The organism is Paenibacillus sp. J22P90 (assembly GCF_059692195.1).
Genome location: NZ_JCAUAY010000009.1, coordinates 208,686 through 223,029 on the forward strand (window position 1 = coordinate 208,686; position 14,344 = coordinate 223,029).

The window sequence follows — 14,344 nt, forward strand, 5'->3', positions numbered from 1 at the left end:
GAAAAGTCAGTTCCCGCTTCTACCCAACCTGCTTAGTCTACCCATTCGAAGTGCCAACCCAAGCATCGTTATCATAGCCTCGCACTTCCCAGTAGCCCATATGCTCCTTCTCTATCAACTCAATGCCTTGCAGCCATTTCACTGATTTATACGCATACATCTTCGGGACAATCAGCCTCACGGGTCCACCTAATTGCTGTGGAATCGGCTTCCCATCCAGTAATACAGCGACCATAATATCGTCTGCATTGGCCTGACTCAACGAAAGTGCATCCGTATACACTTTATCGCCTGAATAAAATTTCACAAATTTAGCCGAAGCTTGAACACCCGCTGCCGCCAGCAACTGTTTCAATGGAATCCCTTCCCACGTGCATTGGTACACAGACCATCCCGTCACACAGTGAAAATCACTGACCTGAACCGTACGCTTCAGCTTCAGGAACTGCTCCCAGTTCCACGCACTGGGATTATCCACGAGACCGGAAATCGCGAATTTCCATGTCTCTGATGAAAAAGCCGGAATTTCCGTCACCGTGTAGATACGGAAATTCCCTTTCGCCCCTCCGCCTACGACAGCGGCGGAGTCGGGCAACGGCTCCGGCGGCGGCAGCATGCGATTGCCGTCGCTGGCCACATACTCGGCGGTCTGCGACCCGCCGGTATCGAATGCGCCTTTTATCCAGCGATAAAAGGCGGGTCCGATCGCGATCACGAGCACCCCTCCTGCGACGAGTCGCAGGAAGGAGGCGCGTGTGATCGGCGACTCCTTCAGCGCGGCGATAACCGCCTGCGCTGCTGTGCGCCCTCCTGTGGCGTCCGCAGTCGCCACAGGCCCTTGCCCCGCCTCCGCTGCGACGCTCGCAGCAGCGGACGGTCTACTAGCAGCTGCCTGCTCCAGCCGCTGCTGGCGCTTCAGCCATCTGCTGCGCGAGATGGCATGATAAAGGGCATACGGCACTCCGACCCAGGTAAGCAGGTCATGCACAAGGAGTGCCGCGTTGTTCAAAGCCGGTGGCATGTGCCGGAACTGCCACAGAATCACGCCTGATGCGGCCCACCCGATCAGCAGCGCCAGAACAAACACCAGATTCGCGCGTTGGTTGCGGCGCGCGCGAATTTGACGCCAATGCTTGCGGATCATTGGCGCATACAAAATCATGAGCAAAACTGATGCGACGCCTAAATAAATATGAAGCTGTTTGAGCGTCACGCGAAAGCTTCCTAGATCCCCGCGAATGGCTCCAATACTCAGCACAATCCCCGTCACCGTCAAAAGCAGCAAAATCCAAGCATTCCAGCTATGTAGGGCATTTAACCGCTTTCCAAAAGACTGCTTCAACCAGCCTCTTTTTGACTCCACCTCGCCACATCCTTCTCACAATACGTTACATATCGGTCTACCTCTATGATAACGCATGAACCTTAAAAATGGTTTAATGATGGATAAATTTATTTCGTTCAACTTTGTGTTTTTTTATTTTCCGACCTCCTAACAAAAAGAAAAAGGTCAAATCACGTCGTCACGGGATTTAACCTTCAATGGTTTATATATATGAAATTAGCCGCCAATCCGAATCTTGCGGTATGTATCGATAAAGGACAGGACATCGACCCGTTTCCCCCTCTTTTTAGCTACGCGAGCCATTTTCACAAGGGTTGTCCAGAACTCATCTAGCACAGGCGATTCAAATCCATTTTCACTCGATTCTTGCGTTAACTTATGTTTGTTTTTGTAAGAGGAGCCTTCATCCGAAATCAGGTATTGAATTTGACTTTTTTTCCATTGCTCACCCGATACGTAGCTGACGCCCATTTCACGCATTTTTTTTCGAACCGATGTGACAGGACGTGACAATTCTCTAGCAATGACAACTGGCGGACACTCCGAGGAAAGGCGAATTAGTTTGTCCAGCTCTTGGGTGGACCATGGTTTTTTCGTCATCTCAACAAACCCCTTTTCGTAGATATGTATGTTTCATAATGCCTGTTCTTGGTTAAGCACTAAAGGTATAATCAGAGAATAGCAATGAAATGTTAAGTAAGTATGAGTTAACCATAATGAAAGTATGAAGACATAACTTTTTCGATATTTTTTTCAAATTTAGGTCAAATTTAGGTCCATGGAGGGTGAAAAATGATGAAAAAACACGTAAACGGAGCAGAAATATTCGTTCAAGATCAAGGTCAGGGAGCCCCTGTTATCCTGCTTCATGGTTTTCCGCTGGATCATCGCATGTGGCAAGCTCCGGTTGAAACCTTGTCACCTCACTTCCGTATACTTGCGCCTGACTTCCGAGGTATGGGGCAATCTCAACTCCCCCTCACGCCGATGTCCCTGAGTCAATATGCCCAAGATATTCTCGCTCTCATGGACGAATTAGGGATACAAAAAGCCACCCTCGGAGGCTTCTCCATGGGTGGCTATGTGGCTTTCGCATTATTACGTCTAGCGCCTGAACGCTTTTCAGCATTAATCCTTGCAAATACGCGTCCTGAGCCGGATGGGCCAGAAGGACGCAAAAATCGCATGAACATGGCCGTTTCACTTTATGATAAAGGTGCCGCGGCAGCCCGAGATGCGATGCTGCCAAAACTAGTAACACCAGCTACTGTTCAAGATCAGCCTCAGCTCATCGACAATCTCAAGCTGATCATGGACAGCATGCCTGCCGAAGGGCTTGTCCATGCCAGCATCGCGATGGCGTTCCGCGAGGATTCGGTGCCGTTACTGAGCTCCATCACTGTACCGACGCTCGTTATTGCAGGCGAGCAGGATGCCATTGCCCCTCCGGATGTCATGAAGAAGATGGCAGATCAAATTCAAGGGGCTAGCTTCCAGGTAATCCCTGATGCTTCTCATCTAACTCCTATGGAGAAACCAGAAGCCTTCAATGCGCTGCTTCTACCATTTCTGCAGGGTGTTAAAGCTTAACCAGCTGATTCATGACCATGACGGCTGCACCGATGGCAAGTGCTTCATCGCCAAGCTGGCCTTTGCTGAAAATAACCTGATAGGCGGGGTAATAATAGGTTCTGCGGATCGCAACCTGGGTTGCTGTCTGAAAGAACAGCTCCCCGCCTGTAATCAATGGACCTCCGATGATCACTTTCTCTGGGTGCAAAATATTTAATAAATTTGCCAGACCGATCCCAAAATAAGTAGCTGCCTCCGTAATGATCTCCACAGCCAGGGGATCATTTTTTTTGAGCGCCTCCATGATATGCTGGTAAGTCACCTGTTCAGGATCCTCAACCATATGTACGAGCACGGTAGATCTCCCTTGCTTTAAGGCTGATTTCGCCGCCTTCTCTATGGCATAAAGTGATGCATAGGATTCTAAGGCGCCATAATTGCCTGATCGGTTCCGATGAGGAACGCCATCGGTCTGAATAATCATTTGCCCCACAGAGCCTTCCATATCTACAGCCCCATAGATGACCTTCCCTTCCGATACCATCGATGACCGTATGCCTACGCCTGCATGTATATACAGTAAGTGCTTGAAGCTGCGTGTTCGTTGATGCCAGGATTCAGCCAGAATGGCCGTATTCGCTCCATTGTCCAGCAACGCAGGAATACCCAGCTCCCGACTCAGCCGCTGGCAAATGTCCACATGTCTCCATCCAGGTGCAGGAAAGTACGATGGCTCCAGAATAACGCCTGACAATCGGTCTACAGGCCCTACTGCGCCGATTCCAATCCCCAGCAATTCCGTTGCTTGAATACCGTGCTGATCTAACATGCGCTTGGCTTCGCTAACAATTAGGGGGATCAACTCGTCAGGAGTCATAACCTCTGTCATTGCCCAGCTTTTGGTCTCCAGCTTATTCATCCCTAGATCGACAAGCACCAACTTGGACAATGTTCTGGAAATTTCCAAACCAAATATATAAGCATAGGCCGGATTCTTTTCGTATAAAATCGGCCTACGCCCGCCCGTAGATGCACCAAAGCCGGATTCCAGGATGAGTCCCTGGCTCGTTAACTCCTCTAACAGTCGCGTCAATGTCGAGACTGTCATGCCGCTTTGGTCTAATAAATCTATTTTCGAAACCGTCTTTTGACGTGTAATCAGCTCATACACTTCCTTGGCTTTACGGTTCGAAATTCGTTCTGAAATGACTTCTACGTTCAAAAGAAGCAGCCCCCAATGATAATCTTTCTCATATGATTCGCCATTTAGGAACCAATCTCCTGCTAGTTTTCCTATCCCTATTCTTTGGAGCCAATCATGAGGGAATAGCCCATATACGGATGATATTTGCTAACAAGCTCATCATACCGCGCTGTAATCTGCCATACCCGTGGATCCATGAACGATTGGCGATCCGATAAATGAACAGGATCTGGATGCTGAACCTGATCTTCAAACATCGTAAGCGGGAAAGGATGTATACCCGTTGAGGTGACTGCGGTGAAGTTGCTGGTCTCGAACAGCTCCTGCCATTCCTCCAGCTTATAGATCTTATTCACCCCGTAGAAGCTGCATAAAGCTCTGTGGATGCCTGTTGTCATCTCTTTCACTTTAATCACTTCGCGATCGTACAGCGTTCCTCCTGATTTTAAAACACGATAGTACTCCGATACGGCTTTCTGCGCATCTGCAAAGTTCGTAACCGACTCTACCATGACTACATCAAAAGTATGGTCCTCAAAAGGCAGCTGACATACATCCCCGATCAGAAAATTCACCTGGACGCCTTGCTTCTCTGCCCTAATTTTGGCTTTATTGATCATTTCAGGCCGAATATCAACAGCTGTGACATCTAGACCTTGTTCTGCCAAATAACAGGCCGTTCTGCCTGTTCCGCAGCCAACCTCGAGCACTCTTTTCCCTTTTTCTATCGGGTATTTCTTCAATTGCTCGACCGTCTCTCCAAATCCTCCAGGATGTGCGTTTCCTATCCCGAGCTTCGCTAACATATCCAGGTAATCGATAGCCCCTACACCTCCGCAATGGCATTACGTTCTTTTCTACCATATGGAAGGCTCCTGTCACTTGTTCAACTTCTCCCGTTCTTTTTCAAAAAACAGGCACTAGCCTAAAAGTAGCTCTCCCATGAGCGGATTTAGGCTAAACACCCAAGCAAATCGAGACATCTCTCCATAGGATAGTATTGTCTCTCATTCGCTTCTGCGGAAGAGCATTCCTAGAGATGGGGGGTGACATAAATGGGTGTTGCTGTAGGTACTGGTGCTGGTTATGGTGGAACTTCTGCTGCTGCTATTCTTGTATTGTTCGTATTGCTTGTTATCGTAACAATGACTTATGCTTGGTAATTAGTCATATATGTCTATCCACAATGAAAAGGAGCCAAGGCTCGATTGAGCCTGGCTCCTTCTACATATTATTTCTTCGAGGCTGCTAAGAACGCATCCAATTGTTTTTGCTTTTCAGCAATAATTTTATCAATGCCTGCAGCTTTCATTTTATCTTGATATTTCGGCAAGGAAGCATCCATGTCCACCGAACCTGTATCCATCGCAGCGTCGAATTCTTTACCTACGTTAACTGCAGCAGCCACTTGTGTTTTAACAGGCTCAGAGTCGAAAGTAAAGCCAAGGCCAGGGGATTTCTTACCTGTTTTGTTGAACTCTTTGAATTTATCCCACTTTTGCGGATCTTCATTATCGTACAAGTAGTTCAAGAATTGGTTACCGAACTGCCAAGCAGCACCTGGTGCATAGTTTTTACCTGCGTCTGTTGCTTTAATAATGTTCTCAGACACTTTCGTGTAGTGCGTACCTTCAATACCGAAGTTAATTAAATTGTTCAATTGTTTATCCGTGTGCAAAAGGTTAATGACCATCATCGTACGAGCCGGGTCCTTGGACGTTACGGAAATACCTAGCATGGAACCTGCTGTGTCGCCAGTAGAAATCGTACGTGGTGTCAGCTCGATTTGTCCAAGCTTGCCTACCAAGTTAGTCGCATTTGCTAATTCGCTATCTTTGCCTGGTTTCAAGGAGGATGTAATCATGAACACATTACCGGATTTCAAAGCATCTTGACCAGACAATTGCGTCGTAGCCGCATCTTTATTGATATAACCTTTTTGCATAAAATCACGTGTTAGTTTCAAAATTTCTTTATAACGCGGTTGATCCCACTTCGGAATGACTTTCGTATCGGAGCCATCCTTCATAATGACACCAGGAATCGTGCTATCCCCTAGATAGTCATATTGCGCTAAATAGTGGGCATTCAGGTTATCCCCATCGCGTAGGAAGAAGGCAGTCATTTCTGGTTTTTTCTCTTTAACTGTTTTGAGAACATTGCCTAGATCAGCCATCGTTTTCACAGCAGCCATATCGATGCCTAGCTCTTTCGCGATATCGGAACGATATACAACGCCTCCAGAAGCTGCGAGCTCTTTATTCGTAGGAACACCATAGTTTTTGCCATTGATTTTAGCACCTTGCAGGAATGCTGGGTCCAAGGAATCTGTGATTCCTTTCCCATGCTGTGTCAACAGGTCGTTAAGCGGCATAAGCGCACCTTTACCTACGTTAACAGCGTGACCATTCCATTGCGCAGTGAACAGGATATCGAACTCTTCACGGGATGCGATCATGAGGTTCGTTTTGTTATCCCATTGACCCCAGTCGATTGGCATCAATTTAATCGTTGCGTTGATTTTTTCTTTCAACACCTTGTTCATCGCTTCTTCAACTTTAGCTTGATCTGGTTGCGGCGTCCCAGGGTACACCAGCTTTACCTCATAAGGCTTCAGATCCGATGTTGCTGCTTTCGTCGCAGCCGGAGCTGTGCTTGATGCAGGAGCAGGTGTAGCGCTTGCAGTTGTTTCTGTAGGGCTCTTCGAGCAGCCCGCCAAGGTGAGTGATAATGAAAACGTCAGTGATAGAAGTGAAAGAGTGCTTATTTTCAAAGCTTTCATTGATGAATTGCCTCCCTTTTTTCTCAATTGTTCCTATATGCTAAACCAGCCTAAACTGGTACAAGCCATGTTTAACTATCCTTTAATTGCGCCAACCGTCAAGCCTTTCTTAAAATACTTCTGGAAGAATGGATACGCGAACACGATCGGGCCTATTCCGAGTACAGCCATCGCCATACGGACTGTTTCCGTCGGAAGCTGAAGCATTCCCCCTGCTTGGGATAACCCTTGACTAGCCTGCACATTCGAGCTTAGGAACTGAATATCCAGCATCGTTTTGTACATCATGAACTGTAGATTGATGTTCTTGCTTCCTGAGATGAACACCAGACTGAGAAACCAGTCATTCCAATAATTCAGCACTTGAAACAAGCCAACGGAAGCTAGAACAGGCAAGGAAAGCGGAATTATAATTTGGCTAAAAATCCGAATCTCACCGGCACCATCAATCTTTGCTGCTTCAATCAAAGGCATCGGAATCGAATTGGCAAAGAATGTCCGAAGCAGTAAAACAAAGAAAGCGGATACGAGCAAGGGCAGCATGAGTGCTGCAATCGTATTTTTCAAGTCCAGCATCTGCGTGTACACGAGATACCATGGAACGAGTCCCCCATTGAACAGCATGGTGAAAAACATGAAGAACGAGAAGAAGCTTTTATGTGGAAAATCGCTTCGCGAGATGGGATAGGCATATAGTGACATCATCACTAAACTGATCGCTGTTCCCACCGTTGCTAAGAAGACTGAAATCCCGAAGGAGCGTAAGATTTGATGCCAATCCTTGAACATGAACTTATAAGCTTCCAAGCTCCATGCCTCAGGTATGAAATTATAACCATGAATCAGAACTCCCTTTTCATCGGAAAAGGATACAATAATGACCAACACAAGCGGCATTATACATGCTGCGGTATAGATCCAGAAGAACACGTTAACCAACAAATTCGCTGTAGGTGATAGGTCGTTCGGTCCTCGATTCTTGGCTATCCTCTGTTGTTTACGAACTGCAATTGCTTCACTCACGACAGCCACTCCTTCTTAGAATAGTGCATTCTCTTTACTCACTTTTCTTACGAATAAGTTCGTTACTAGTACAAGCAGGAAGCCTACAACGGCTTGATACAAGCCTGCTGCCGACGACATTCCGATATCTCCCATGGTTAAGAAAGTTTGATATACATACGTATCAATAACTTGTGTGGTAGGAAATAACGCGCCCGCATTCTTGGTAACTTGGAAAAATAACCCGAAGTCCGCGTAGAAAATTCGCCCTACTTGAAGCAGTGTCATCGTAATCATGACAGGCATAATCAGTGGAATCGTAATCCGCTTTACTTGCTGCCATTTGTTAGCTCCATCGATTAAAGCTGCTTCGTAATACTCATGATCAATCCCAATAATAGCGGCCATATAAATAACCGTGTAATAACCAAGGTTCTTCCATGTATTTACGATCGGTAGGATAACTGTCCAATATTTCGGCTCTGTGTACCAGTCAATCGGCTCAATACCTAACTTAGGCAAAAGCACCGTATTCACGAAGCCATGCTCTGCTCCCAAGAAGGCATACACGAGATAAGCAACACACACCATGGAGAGAAAGAAGGGCAGAAACATCGTGCTTTGATGAAACTTCGATAAAAATTTACTGCGCATCTCATTAAACATAATGGCCATTGCAACCGCTATCACTAAATTCAATACGATAAAAACGAGATTATACGAAATCGTATTTCGAGTAATGACCCATGCGACCTCACTGGAAAATAAATACTTGAAGTTATCGAAGCCCACCCATGGACTCGCCAGAATCCCTTTGGTGTAATTCACATTCTTAAAGGCGATCAGAACACCCGCCATTGGAATGTAGTTGTTAATGATAAGCAGCAAGGCTGCTGGCGCCATCATCACATAGAAGATCCAGTACCTGCGTACCGTCCATAGGAAACCCGTTTTTGCTTTCGTTGTTTTATTCAACTTCACTGGGTTCACTGCTGCAACATTAGATGTGTCACTCATAAGTTCACTGTGTTCCCCTTTCCGATGGATCCACTTAAAAGTTATCCTCTTTACTATAGGTTCATTGTAAAGTTTTTATAAGCAATTCTCTATCTTCGGAGTGACCGAATCAGCACTTCTGTGACATTCGAGCATGAATTGTCTTTTCAAACGTCAAAAGCTGCCCATCCACGGGCAGCTTTTGGCATGCTGACTTAAAATCCTTCAACCTTGAAAGTTTTTGCGATACTCTTGCGGAGAAAGCCCCGAATACTTCTTGAACATCTTAGCGAAAAATGAAAAGTGCGAATACCCTGTTTGCTCCGCCACATAGCTGATCTTATCATTCGTTTCCGCTAGCAGCTTCTTCGCTTTTTCCATACGAACCTTCAAACTATATTCTGAAATCGAAAGCCCTGTCTCTTTTTTAAATAATCGTGATAAATACGCTGGGTTGAGGTACACAGAGGCCGCCAGCTCCTCTCTGCTGAGCTCTTCCTCCATGTGTTCGTCAATGTATTGGCATACCTTCGCCGTAACCGCTGAGACGCCCTTAAGATGGCTATTCATATAGTCACAGCTAACCGTAGCGATCCGTATGGCCCAATTCCGCAACGTATTTAACGAACGTGTCGCACTCACATAGTCCTGCAGCTCTTGAGAAGGAAGCATATCATGAACGGCTAATCCCTTCTTATGCAAAACATGATACACCACATGCAGCAGCCCATAATAGAACGCCTCCACGGTTTCAGAACCCACATCTTCAGTCTTCTGCAGTCGATCAATATTTTCCTGAATGCGAGATATCAGCTCTGCCTTTTTTCCAGACTCCAACAACACGATCCAATCGGAAAAGGTTGGCGCCTGCGGCTTATTCATATGCGGTTGATCCGTTTCATTATCCATCAAAACACAATTGCTCTTCGTCACATTATTTCGTTCACTATGAAAAAGATCAGCCACCTTCGCCGTCAGCTTCAGCAGAGGCGTCACATCGCCCATGTAGCAGGACAAGCTGCATTGAAAATAACGATGGCAAGCGTTAATATAAGCCTCGCATTTTGCTTTTATTTCAGAGAGAGAAGGATTGCTTCCTTCGGCCACATACAGCAACACTAACGTAGAGCCATTCTCTTGGATCACACAACCTGGCTGCTCCACAATAATGATTTCAGCCGCCGCTTTCCGAATCGCATACTCCATGATCTCTTCGTCTCTCGCGTTCAATTCTTCCTTCCAATGCTCCACACTGATCAAGATTGGCACAATCGTGCTCGTCATATCCAATGGAATTTCATACATCTGAAAATTGCGAGTCAACCGCTCCTCATTTGCAGGTATTTTCCCGCTCAGCAGCTCCTGCCAGAACTTCTCCACCAGAGTCGGCAGCTCATTCACCCAGTGACTATAATACATTTTATAAGTTTCATGAAAATCCAACTGCTCCTGATCTTCTTTAATCTTCTCAATGGCTAGCTTCACAATATCTTGCAAACGATCATGGTCCACAGGCTTCAACACATAGTCAAAGCTGCCTAAACGAACGGCCTGCTGGGCATATTCGAAGTTCGCATGACCTGTCAGAAAAATCGTTTCCGTCTGCGGCGAATTCGTGCGTACCCACTCCTGCAGCTGCAAGCCATTGCTACCTGGCATTTCAATATCTGATATCATGATGTCGATACGATGATCCGTCAAAATCTGCTTCGCCTCACTTACATCCAGCGCTTCATAAATGTTCCCAATCGGAAATGCTTCCCAATCGATCCCCACGGTTATGCCTTTTACCGCAATCTTCTCGTCATCGACCACCAATAAATTAAACATCCTTATCGATCCCTTCCACAATGGGGGTATGAAGCGGCAGCCTAATTTGAACTAAGGCCCCTCTCTCCGGCTTATTCAGAAATCTCAGAGCAACATTGTTTCCATAATTCATCTGCAACCGATGCCGTACATTCCAAATCCCGAGATGCTCATCGCCCGATTGATCCAAATATTGCGCAGAATTTAGTTGCTGCAGCATTTCTGGTTGAAACCCTTCCCCATTATCGCCGATGGAAAGAAGAAAGAACTCATCAGGTGCTTCCGGATCCGCAGCAGCGTGGATTTGAATCTCATACATGCCGTACTTCTTCGTAAATCCATGGATCACCGCATTCTCTACAAATGGCTGTACAATCAATGGTGGAATCGCAAATTGGCTATATCTCTCCGGCAATTGAATATCGAATTTCAAATGATCCGGATATCTCATCACTTGAATTTCCAAATAGTTACGGATATGATCGATCTCATCTTTCAGCGTCATCGTTGTTCGATTCGTCCGCATAATAAACCGGAAATATTCTGCCAGATGCAGTGACATCTTCTGAACGGATTTCGTGTCCTTTAACGCCGCGAGGTTATAAATAATATTTAAACTGTTCATATAGAAGTGAGGATTTATCTGCACCTGCAAATGCTTAAACTCCGCTTGCTGAACGCGAAGCTTCTCCTCATACACCGAAATTTTCAAATTCTCAATCTGATCCACCATGTTGTTAAACGTAGCGATCAGAAAAGCGAATTCCGTCGAGCTGCCCTCATGCAAGCGAATCGACAACTCCCCTTGGGCAATCTTCCTCATACCACGAATTAATTGCATCAATGGTTTGAATAGGATCCGTTGGACATAGAGGAGATAGATACCTAGAACGAAGGCTCCGCCTAATGGCAAAAAGTAAATTAGCATCTGCAAATAGGGCAAATTCTGCAGCATATTTTTCTCCGCAATAATGAGCTCGAACTCTAAAGCGGCATGAGAAGAAGCTTCGCGTACAATCAAAAACTGCTGATCAAGCTCCCTGTCTTTGACAATTTGAAAACCGGTATTCTTAGGAGCAATCTGATCACTTATCTTCTGGTACCTTTGTAATGGAAAATAGTTGTTCGTTAACGTAGCCCCATCTGGAGACACCACGGTAGTTCCTCCACCTTCGCCCGTGTCCCACTTGCTTAGCGGCTCCACCATACTGCTCATTTTTATGAGAATTCCGCCCGACAGCCCCGCACCTAAGTCCTTATTTATTTTCATCAAATAGTTATCACCATTCGGTGCCTTCATAATCAGCCAGTTCCCGTTTGAGCTATCATTGGGTCGTGTCTTCGAATTCTCAACGATGAATTGCTTCACCGTCTGAACGCGTTCATAGTAGTACGTATTCTCTCTCGTAGATAGCAACAGATCACCCGTTGTTGGTGAAAAAACAAAAAACGTATTAACCAAATTGTAAATATCCAGCTGTCGGGTTAATTTATTAAATAATCGCTGCTTCGCTAGCACATAATCATCCGATTCCAAAGGATACAAGTTCATGTTGATCACATCAGGATCACTATATAGATGAAACAAATAGTTATCGAATTCTTTGAGCGTATTATCCGTGTCCTCCACATATTGCTGCAAAAGCTTGCTATAGTTTTGGGAAATTTGATCCCTTACCACATTCATCGAATACACATTGTTAAATATCAAAAATAAGACCAAGGGACCAACGACTAACACAAACCCAATAAAAATCTTAAACCTGACCGAATTCACAATATTCAAAGGGTTCCCCGCCTCATTTGTCGTTTAGGTTAGATATGAACTTCTATTGTAAATACTTCCCTCCTATTTTACTATCTGTATCGCACATATACATAGCATTTTAGATACTTCTCTGCACAAAAGTGAACAGAAAAAAAGCCTATGAAATCAAGATGATTTCATAGGCTTTCTCTTTCGTTATACCGGCAAGAGGACTCGAACCTCCACCCTTTCGGACTCGATTTTGAGTCGAGCGCGTCTGCCATTCCGCCATGCCGGCATAAACTTTGTAAAACTAATGGTGCCGAAGACCAGACTTGAACTGGTACGGTAGTCACCTACCGCAGGATTTTAAGTCCTGTGCGTCTGCCGATTCCGCCACTCCGGCTAATAAGAGATTGTGGAGGCGCCACCCAGATTCGAACTGGGGGTAAAGCTTTTGCAGAGCTCTGCCTTACCACTTGGCTATGGCGCCTTAAAAATGGAGCGGAAGACGGGGATCGAACCCGCGACCCTCGCCTTGGCAAGGCGATGCTCTACCGCTGAGCCACTTCCGCATATAAAACTGGGGATCAAGGATTTGAACCTTGGCATGACGGAGTCAAAGTCCGTTGCCTTACCGCTTGGCTAATCCCCATTATGTTGCTTTGGTAATAATGGGCGGACGACGGGACTTGAACCCGCGAATGCCGGATCCACAAACCGGTGCGTTAACCCCTTCGCCACGACCGCCACAATATTAAGTTTCTTGCATTTTTGGCAGGGGCAGCAGGAATTGAACCCACACCAAAGGTTTTGGAGACCTTTGTTCTACCCTTAAACTATGCCCCTGCATAAAGGAAATGGAGGCTGATGGATTCGAACCACCGAACTCGAAGAGAGCAGATTTACAGTCTGCCGTGTTTAGCCACTTCACTAAGCCTCCACAAAGCAATGGTGCCGTCGAGAGGACTTGAACCCCCAACCTACTGATTACAAGTCAGTTGCTCTACCAGTTGAGCTACAACGGCTTATTTAGTTTATAAATGGTGGCTTTGGACGGAATCGAACCGCCGACACGAGGATTTTCAGTCCTCTGCTCTACCGACTGAGCTACAAAGCCTTACTAATTGAATGTGATAATGGCGGAGCTGACGGGATTCGAACCCGCGGTCTCCTGCGTGACAGGCAGGCATGTTAGGCCACTACACCACAGCTCCACATTCATTATTTGGTTGCGGGGGCAGGATTTGAACCTGCGGCCTTCGGGTTATGAGCCCGACGAGCTACCGGGCTGCTCCACCCCGCGTCATTAAGTATAAGTCACGTTTCCTATTAAATCAAGTCTTGCATTAGGAAAAATGATGGAGGCTGACGGGATCGAACCGCCGACCCTCTGCTTGTAAGGCAGATGCTCTCCCAGCTGAGCTAAGCCTCCATGGGAGTAAAAATGGTGACCCGTAGGGGACTCGAACCCCTGTTACCTCCGTGAAAGGGAGGTGTCTTAACCACTTGACCAACGGGCCTTGCTAGAAAGATTGTGGCGGAGAGAGAGGGATTCGAACCCTCGAGACGCTTGTGACGCCTACACGATTTCCAATCGTGCTCCTTCGGCCAGCTCGGACACCTCTCCATATGGCTCCCCGAACAGGACTCGAACCTGTGACAACTCGATTAACAGTCGAGTGCTCTACCAACTGAGCTATCAGGGAATAAAAACATGAATCTTTCAAGGATTATTCCTTGAAAACTAGATACGAAACTCAACGTAAGGTATTACTCTTAGGAATTTGGTTAAGCCCTCGACCGATTAGTATTCGTCAGCTGCATACGTTACCGCACTTCCACCTCGAACCTATCAACCTCGTCGTCTACAAGGGGTCTTACATA

The 14,344-nt window shown here is 46.2% G+C and carries 11 protein-coding genes, 16 tRNA genes and 1 rRNA gene; 2 read left to right on the forward strand and 26 right to left on the reverse strand.

The features are described 5' to 3' along the window. Positions 1-37: 37 nt before the first annotated feature. Positions 38-1,363 carry a molybdopterin-dependent oxidoreductase gene (locus AC58UX_RS26425; protein WP_497258300.1) on the reverse strand — a complete coding sequence of 442 codons (1,326 nt, stop codon included), beginning with the start codon at positions 1,361-1,363 and terminating at the stop codon, positions 38-40. A gap of 198 nt (positions 1,364-1,561) precedes the next feature. Then, positions 1,562-1,945, reverse strand: coding sequence for a hypothetical protein (locus AC58UX_RS26430; protein ID WP_497258302.1), 384 nt, complete (start codon positions 1,943-1,945; stop codon positions 1,562-1,564). A 195-nt stretch (positions 1,946-2,140) separates the two neighbouring features. Between AC58UX_RS26430 and AC58UX_RS26435 the strand changes: the two genes are divergently transcribed. Further along, a complete protein-coding gene (locus tag AC58UX_RS26435; protein WP_497258304.1) occupies positions 2,141-2,935 on the forward strand; it encodes an alpha/beta fold hydrolase in 795 nt (264 codons plus the stop codon). Here AC58UX_RS26435 and AC58UX_RS26440 read toward each other — a convergent pair. Both AC58UX_RS26440 and AC58UX_RS26445 read right to left on the reverse strand, forming a co-directional pair. After that, on the reverse strand, positions 2,925-4,139 hold the full coding sequence (locus tag AC58UX_RS26440; RefSeq protein WP_497258306.1) for an ROK family protein: 1,215 nt from the start codon (positions 4,137-4,139) through the stop codon (positions 2,925-2,927). The genes AC58UX_RS26435 and AC58UX_RS26440 overlap by 11 nt on opposite strands. A gap of 77 nt (positions 4,140-4,216) precedes the next feature. Next, the gene (locus AC58UX_RS26445) at positions 4,217-4,927 is read right to left on the reverse strand and encodes a class I SAM-dependent methyltransferase (protein ID WP_497258308.1); all 711 of its coding nucleotides are present in this window, start codon (positions 4,925-4,927) and stop codon (positions 4,217-4,219) included. A 249-nt stretch (positions 4,928-5,176) separates the two neighbouring features. Between AC58UX_RS26445 and AC58UX_RS26450 the strand changes: the two genes are divergently transcribed. Further along, entirely contained in the window at positions 5,177-5,284 is a 108-nt protein-coding gene (locus tag AC58UX_RS26450; RefSeq protein WP_497258310.1) for a YjcZ family sporulation protein, read from the forward strand. Between the two features lie 68 nt (positions 5,285-5,352). Here the strand turns inward: AC58UX_RS26450 and AC58UX_RS26455 are convergent, their stop codons facing one another. From AC58UX_RS26455 to AC58UX_RS26560, 22 genes are all read right to left on the reverse strand, one after another. Next, positions 5,353-6,903 carry an ABC transporter substrate-binding protein gene (locus tag AC58UX_RS26455; protein WP_497258312.1) on the reverse strand — a complete coding sequence of 517 codons (1,551 nt, stop codon included), beginning with the start codon at positions 6,901-6,903 and terminating at the stop codon, positions 5,353-5,355. Between the two features lie 75 nt (positions 6,904-6,978). Then, on the reverse strand, positions 6,979-7,926 hold the full coding sequence (locus tag AC58UX_RS26460) for a carbohydrate ABC transporter permease (RefSeq protein WP_497258314.1): 948 nt from the start codon (positions 7,924-7,926) through the stop codon (positions 6,979-6,981). 15 nt (positions 7,927-7,941) lie between these two features. Next, a complete protein-coding gene (locus tag AC58UX_RS26465) occupies positions 7,942-8,922 on the reverse strand; it encodes an ABC transporter permease (RefSeq protein WP_497258316.1) in 981 nt (326 codons plus the stop codon). 204 nt (positions 8,923-9,126) lie between these two features. After that, positions 9,127-10,731: a response regulator gene (locus AC58UX_RS26470; RefSeq protein ID WP_497258318.1), complete on the reverse strand. Its 1,605-nt coding sequence runs from the start codon at positions 10,729-10,731 to the stop codon at positions 9,127-9,129. Then, positions 10,724-12,487, reverse strand: coding sequence for a sensor histidine kinase (locus tag AC58UX_RS26475; protein ID WP_497258340.1), 1,764 nt, complete (start codon positions 12,485-12,487; stop codon positions 10,724-10,726). Before AC58UX_RS26475 ends, AC58UX_RS26470 begins: the two co-directional genes overlap by 8 nt. Positions 12,488-12,676: 189 nt before the next feature. Further along, positions 12,677-12,755, reverse strand: a tRNA-Leu gene (locus AC58UX_RS26480). Between the two features lie 19 nt (positions 12,756-12,774). Further along, positions 12,775-12,863 (reverse strand) — tRNA-Leu (locus AC58UX_RS26485). Between the two features lie 13 nt (positions 12,864-12,876). Then, positions 12,877-12,950: transfer RNA gene (locus AC58UX_RS26490), tRNA-Cys, on the reverse strand. A 7-nt stretch (positions 12,951-12,957) separates the two neighbouring features. Continuing rightward, a tRNA-Gly gene (locus AC58UX_RS26495) sits at positions 12,958-13,032 on the reverse strand. An 8-nt stretch (positions 13,033-13,040) separates the two neighbouring features. Further along, a tRNA-Gln gene (locus AC58UX_RS26500) sits at positions 13,041-13,112 on the reverse strand. Positions 13,113-13,134: 22 nt separating this feature from the next. Further along, a tRNA-His gene (locus tag AC58UX_RS26505) sits at positions 13,135-13,207 on the reverse strand. Between the two features lie 25 nt (positions 13,208-13,232). Further along, positions 13,233-13,306: transfer RNA gene (locus AC58UX_RS26510), tRNA-Trp, on the reverse strand. A gap of 12 nt (positions 13,307-13,318) precedes the next feature. Further along, a tRNA-Tyr gene (locus AC58UX_RS26515) sits at positions 13,319-13,400 on the reverse strand. A 9-nt stretch (positions 13,401-13,409) separates the two neighbouring features. Next, a tRNA-Thr gene (locus AC58UX_RS26520) sits at positions 13,410-13,485 on the reverse strand. Between the two features lie 16 nt (positions 13,486-13,501). After that, positions 13,502-13,577 (reverse strand) — tRNA-Phe (locus tag AC58UX_RS26525). A gap of 20 nt (positions 13,578-13,597) precedes the next feature. Continuing rightward, a tRNA-Asp gene (locus AC58UX_RS26530) sits at positions 13,598-13,674 on the reverse strand. Positions 13,675-13,686: 12 nt separating this feature from the next. Continuing rightward, positions 13,687-13,763 (reverse strand) — tRNA-Met (locus tag AC58UX_RS26535). Positions 13,764-13,819: 56 nt separating this feature from the next. Continuing rightward, positions 13,820-13,892, reverse strand: a tRNA-Val gene (locus tag AC58UX_RS26540). A gap of 13 nt (positions 13,893-13,905) precedes the next feature. Beyond that, positions 13,906-13,980, reverse strand: a tRNA-Glu gene (locus AC58UX_RS26545). Positions 13,981-13,995: 15 nt separating this feature from the next. Then, positions 13,996-14,087: transfer RNA gene (locus tag AC58UX_RS26550), tRNA-Ser, on the reverse strand. 3 nt (positions 14,088-14,090) lie between these two features. Then, positions 14,091-14,166: transfer RNA gene (locus AC58UX_RS26555), tRNA-Asn, on the reverse strand. A 78-nt stretch (positions 14,167-14,244) separates the two neighbouring features. Beyond that, positions 14,245-14,344: ribosomal RNA gene (locus AC58UX_RS26560) — 23S ribosomal RNA — on the reverse strand; the annotation flags it as partial.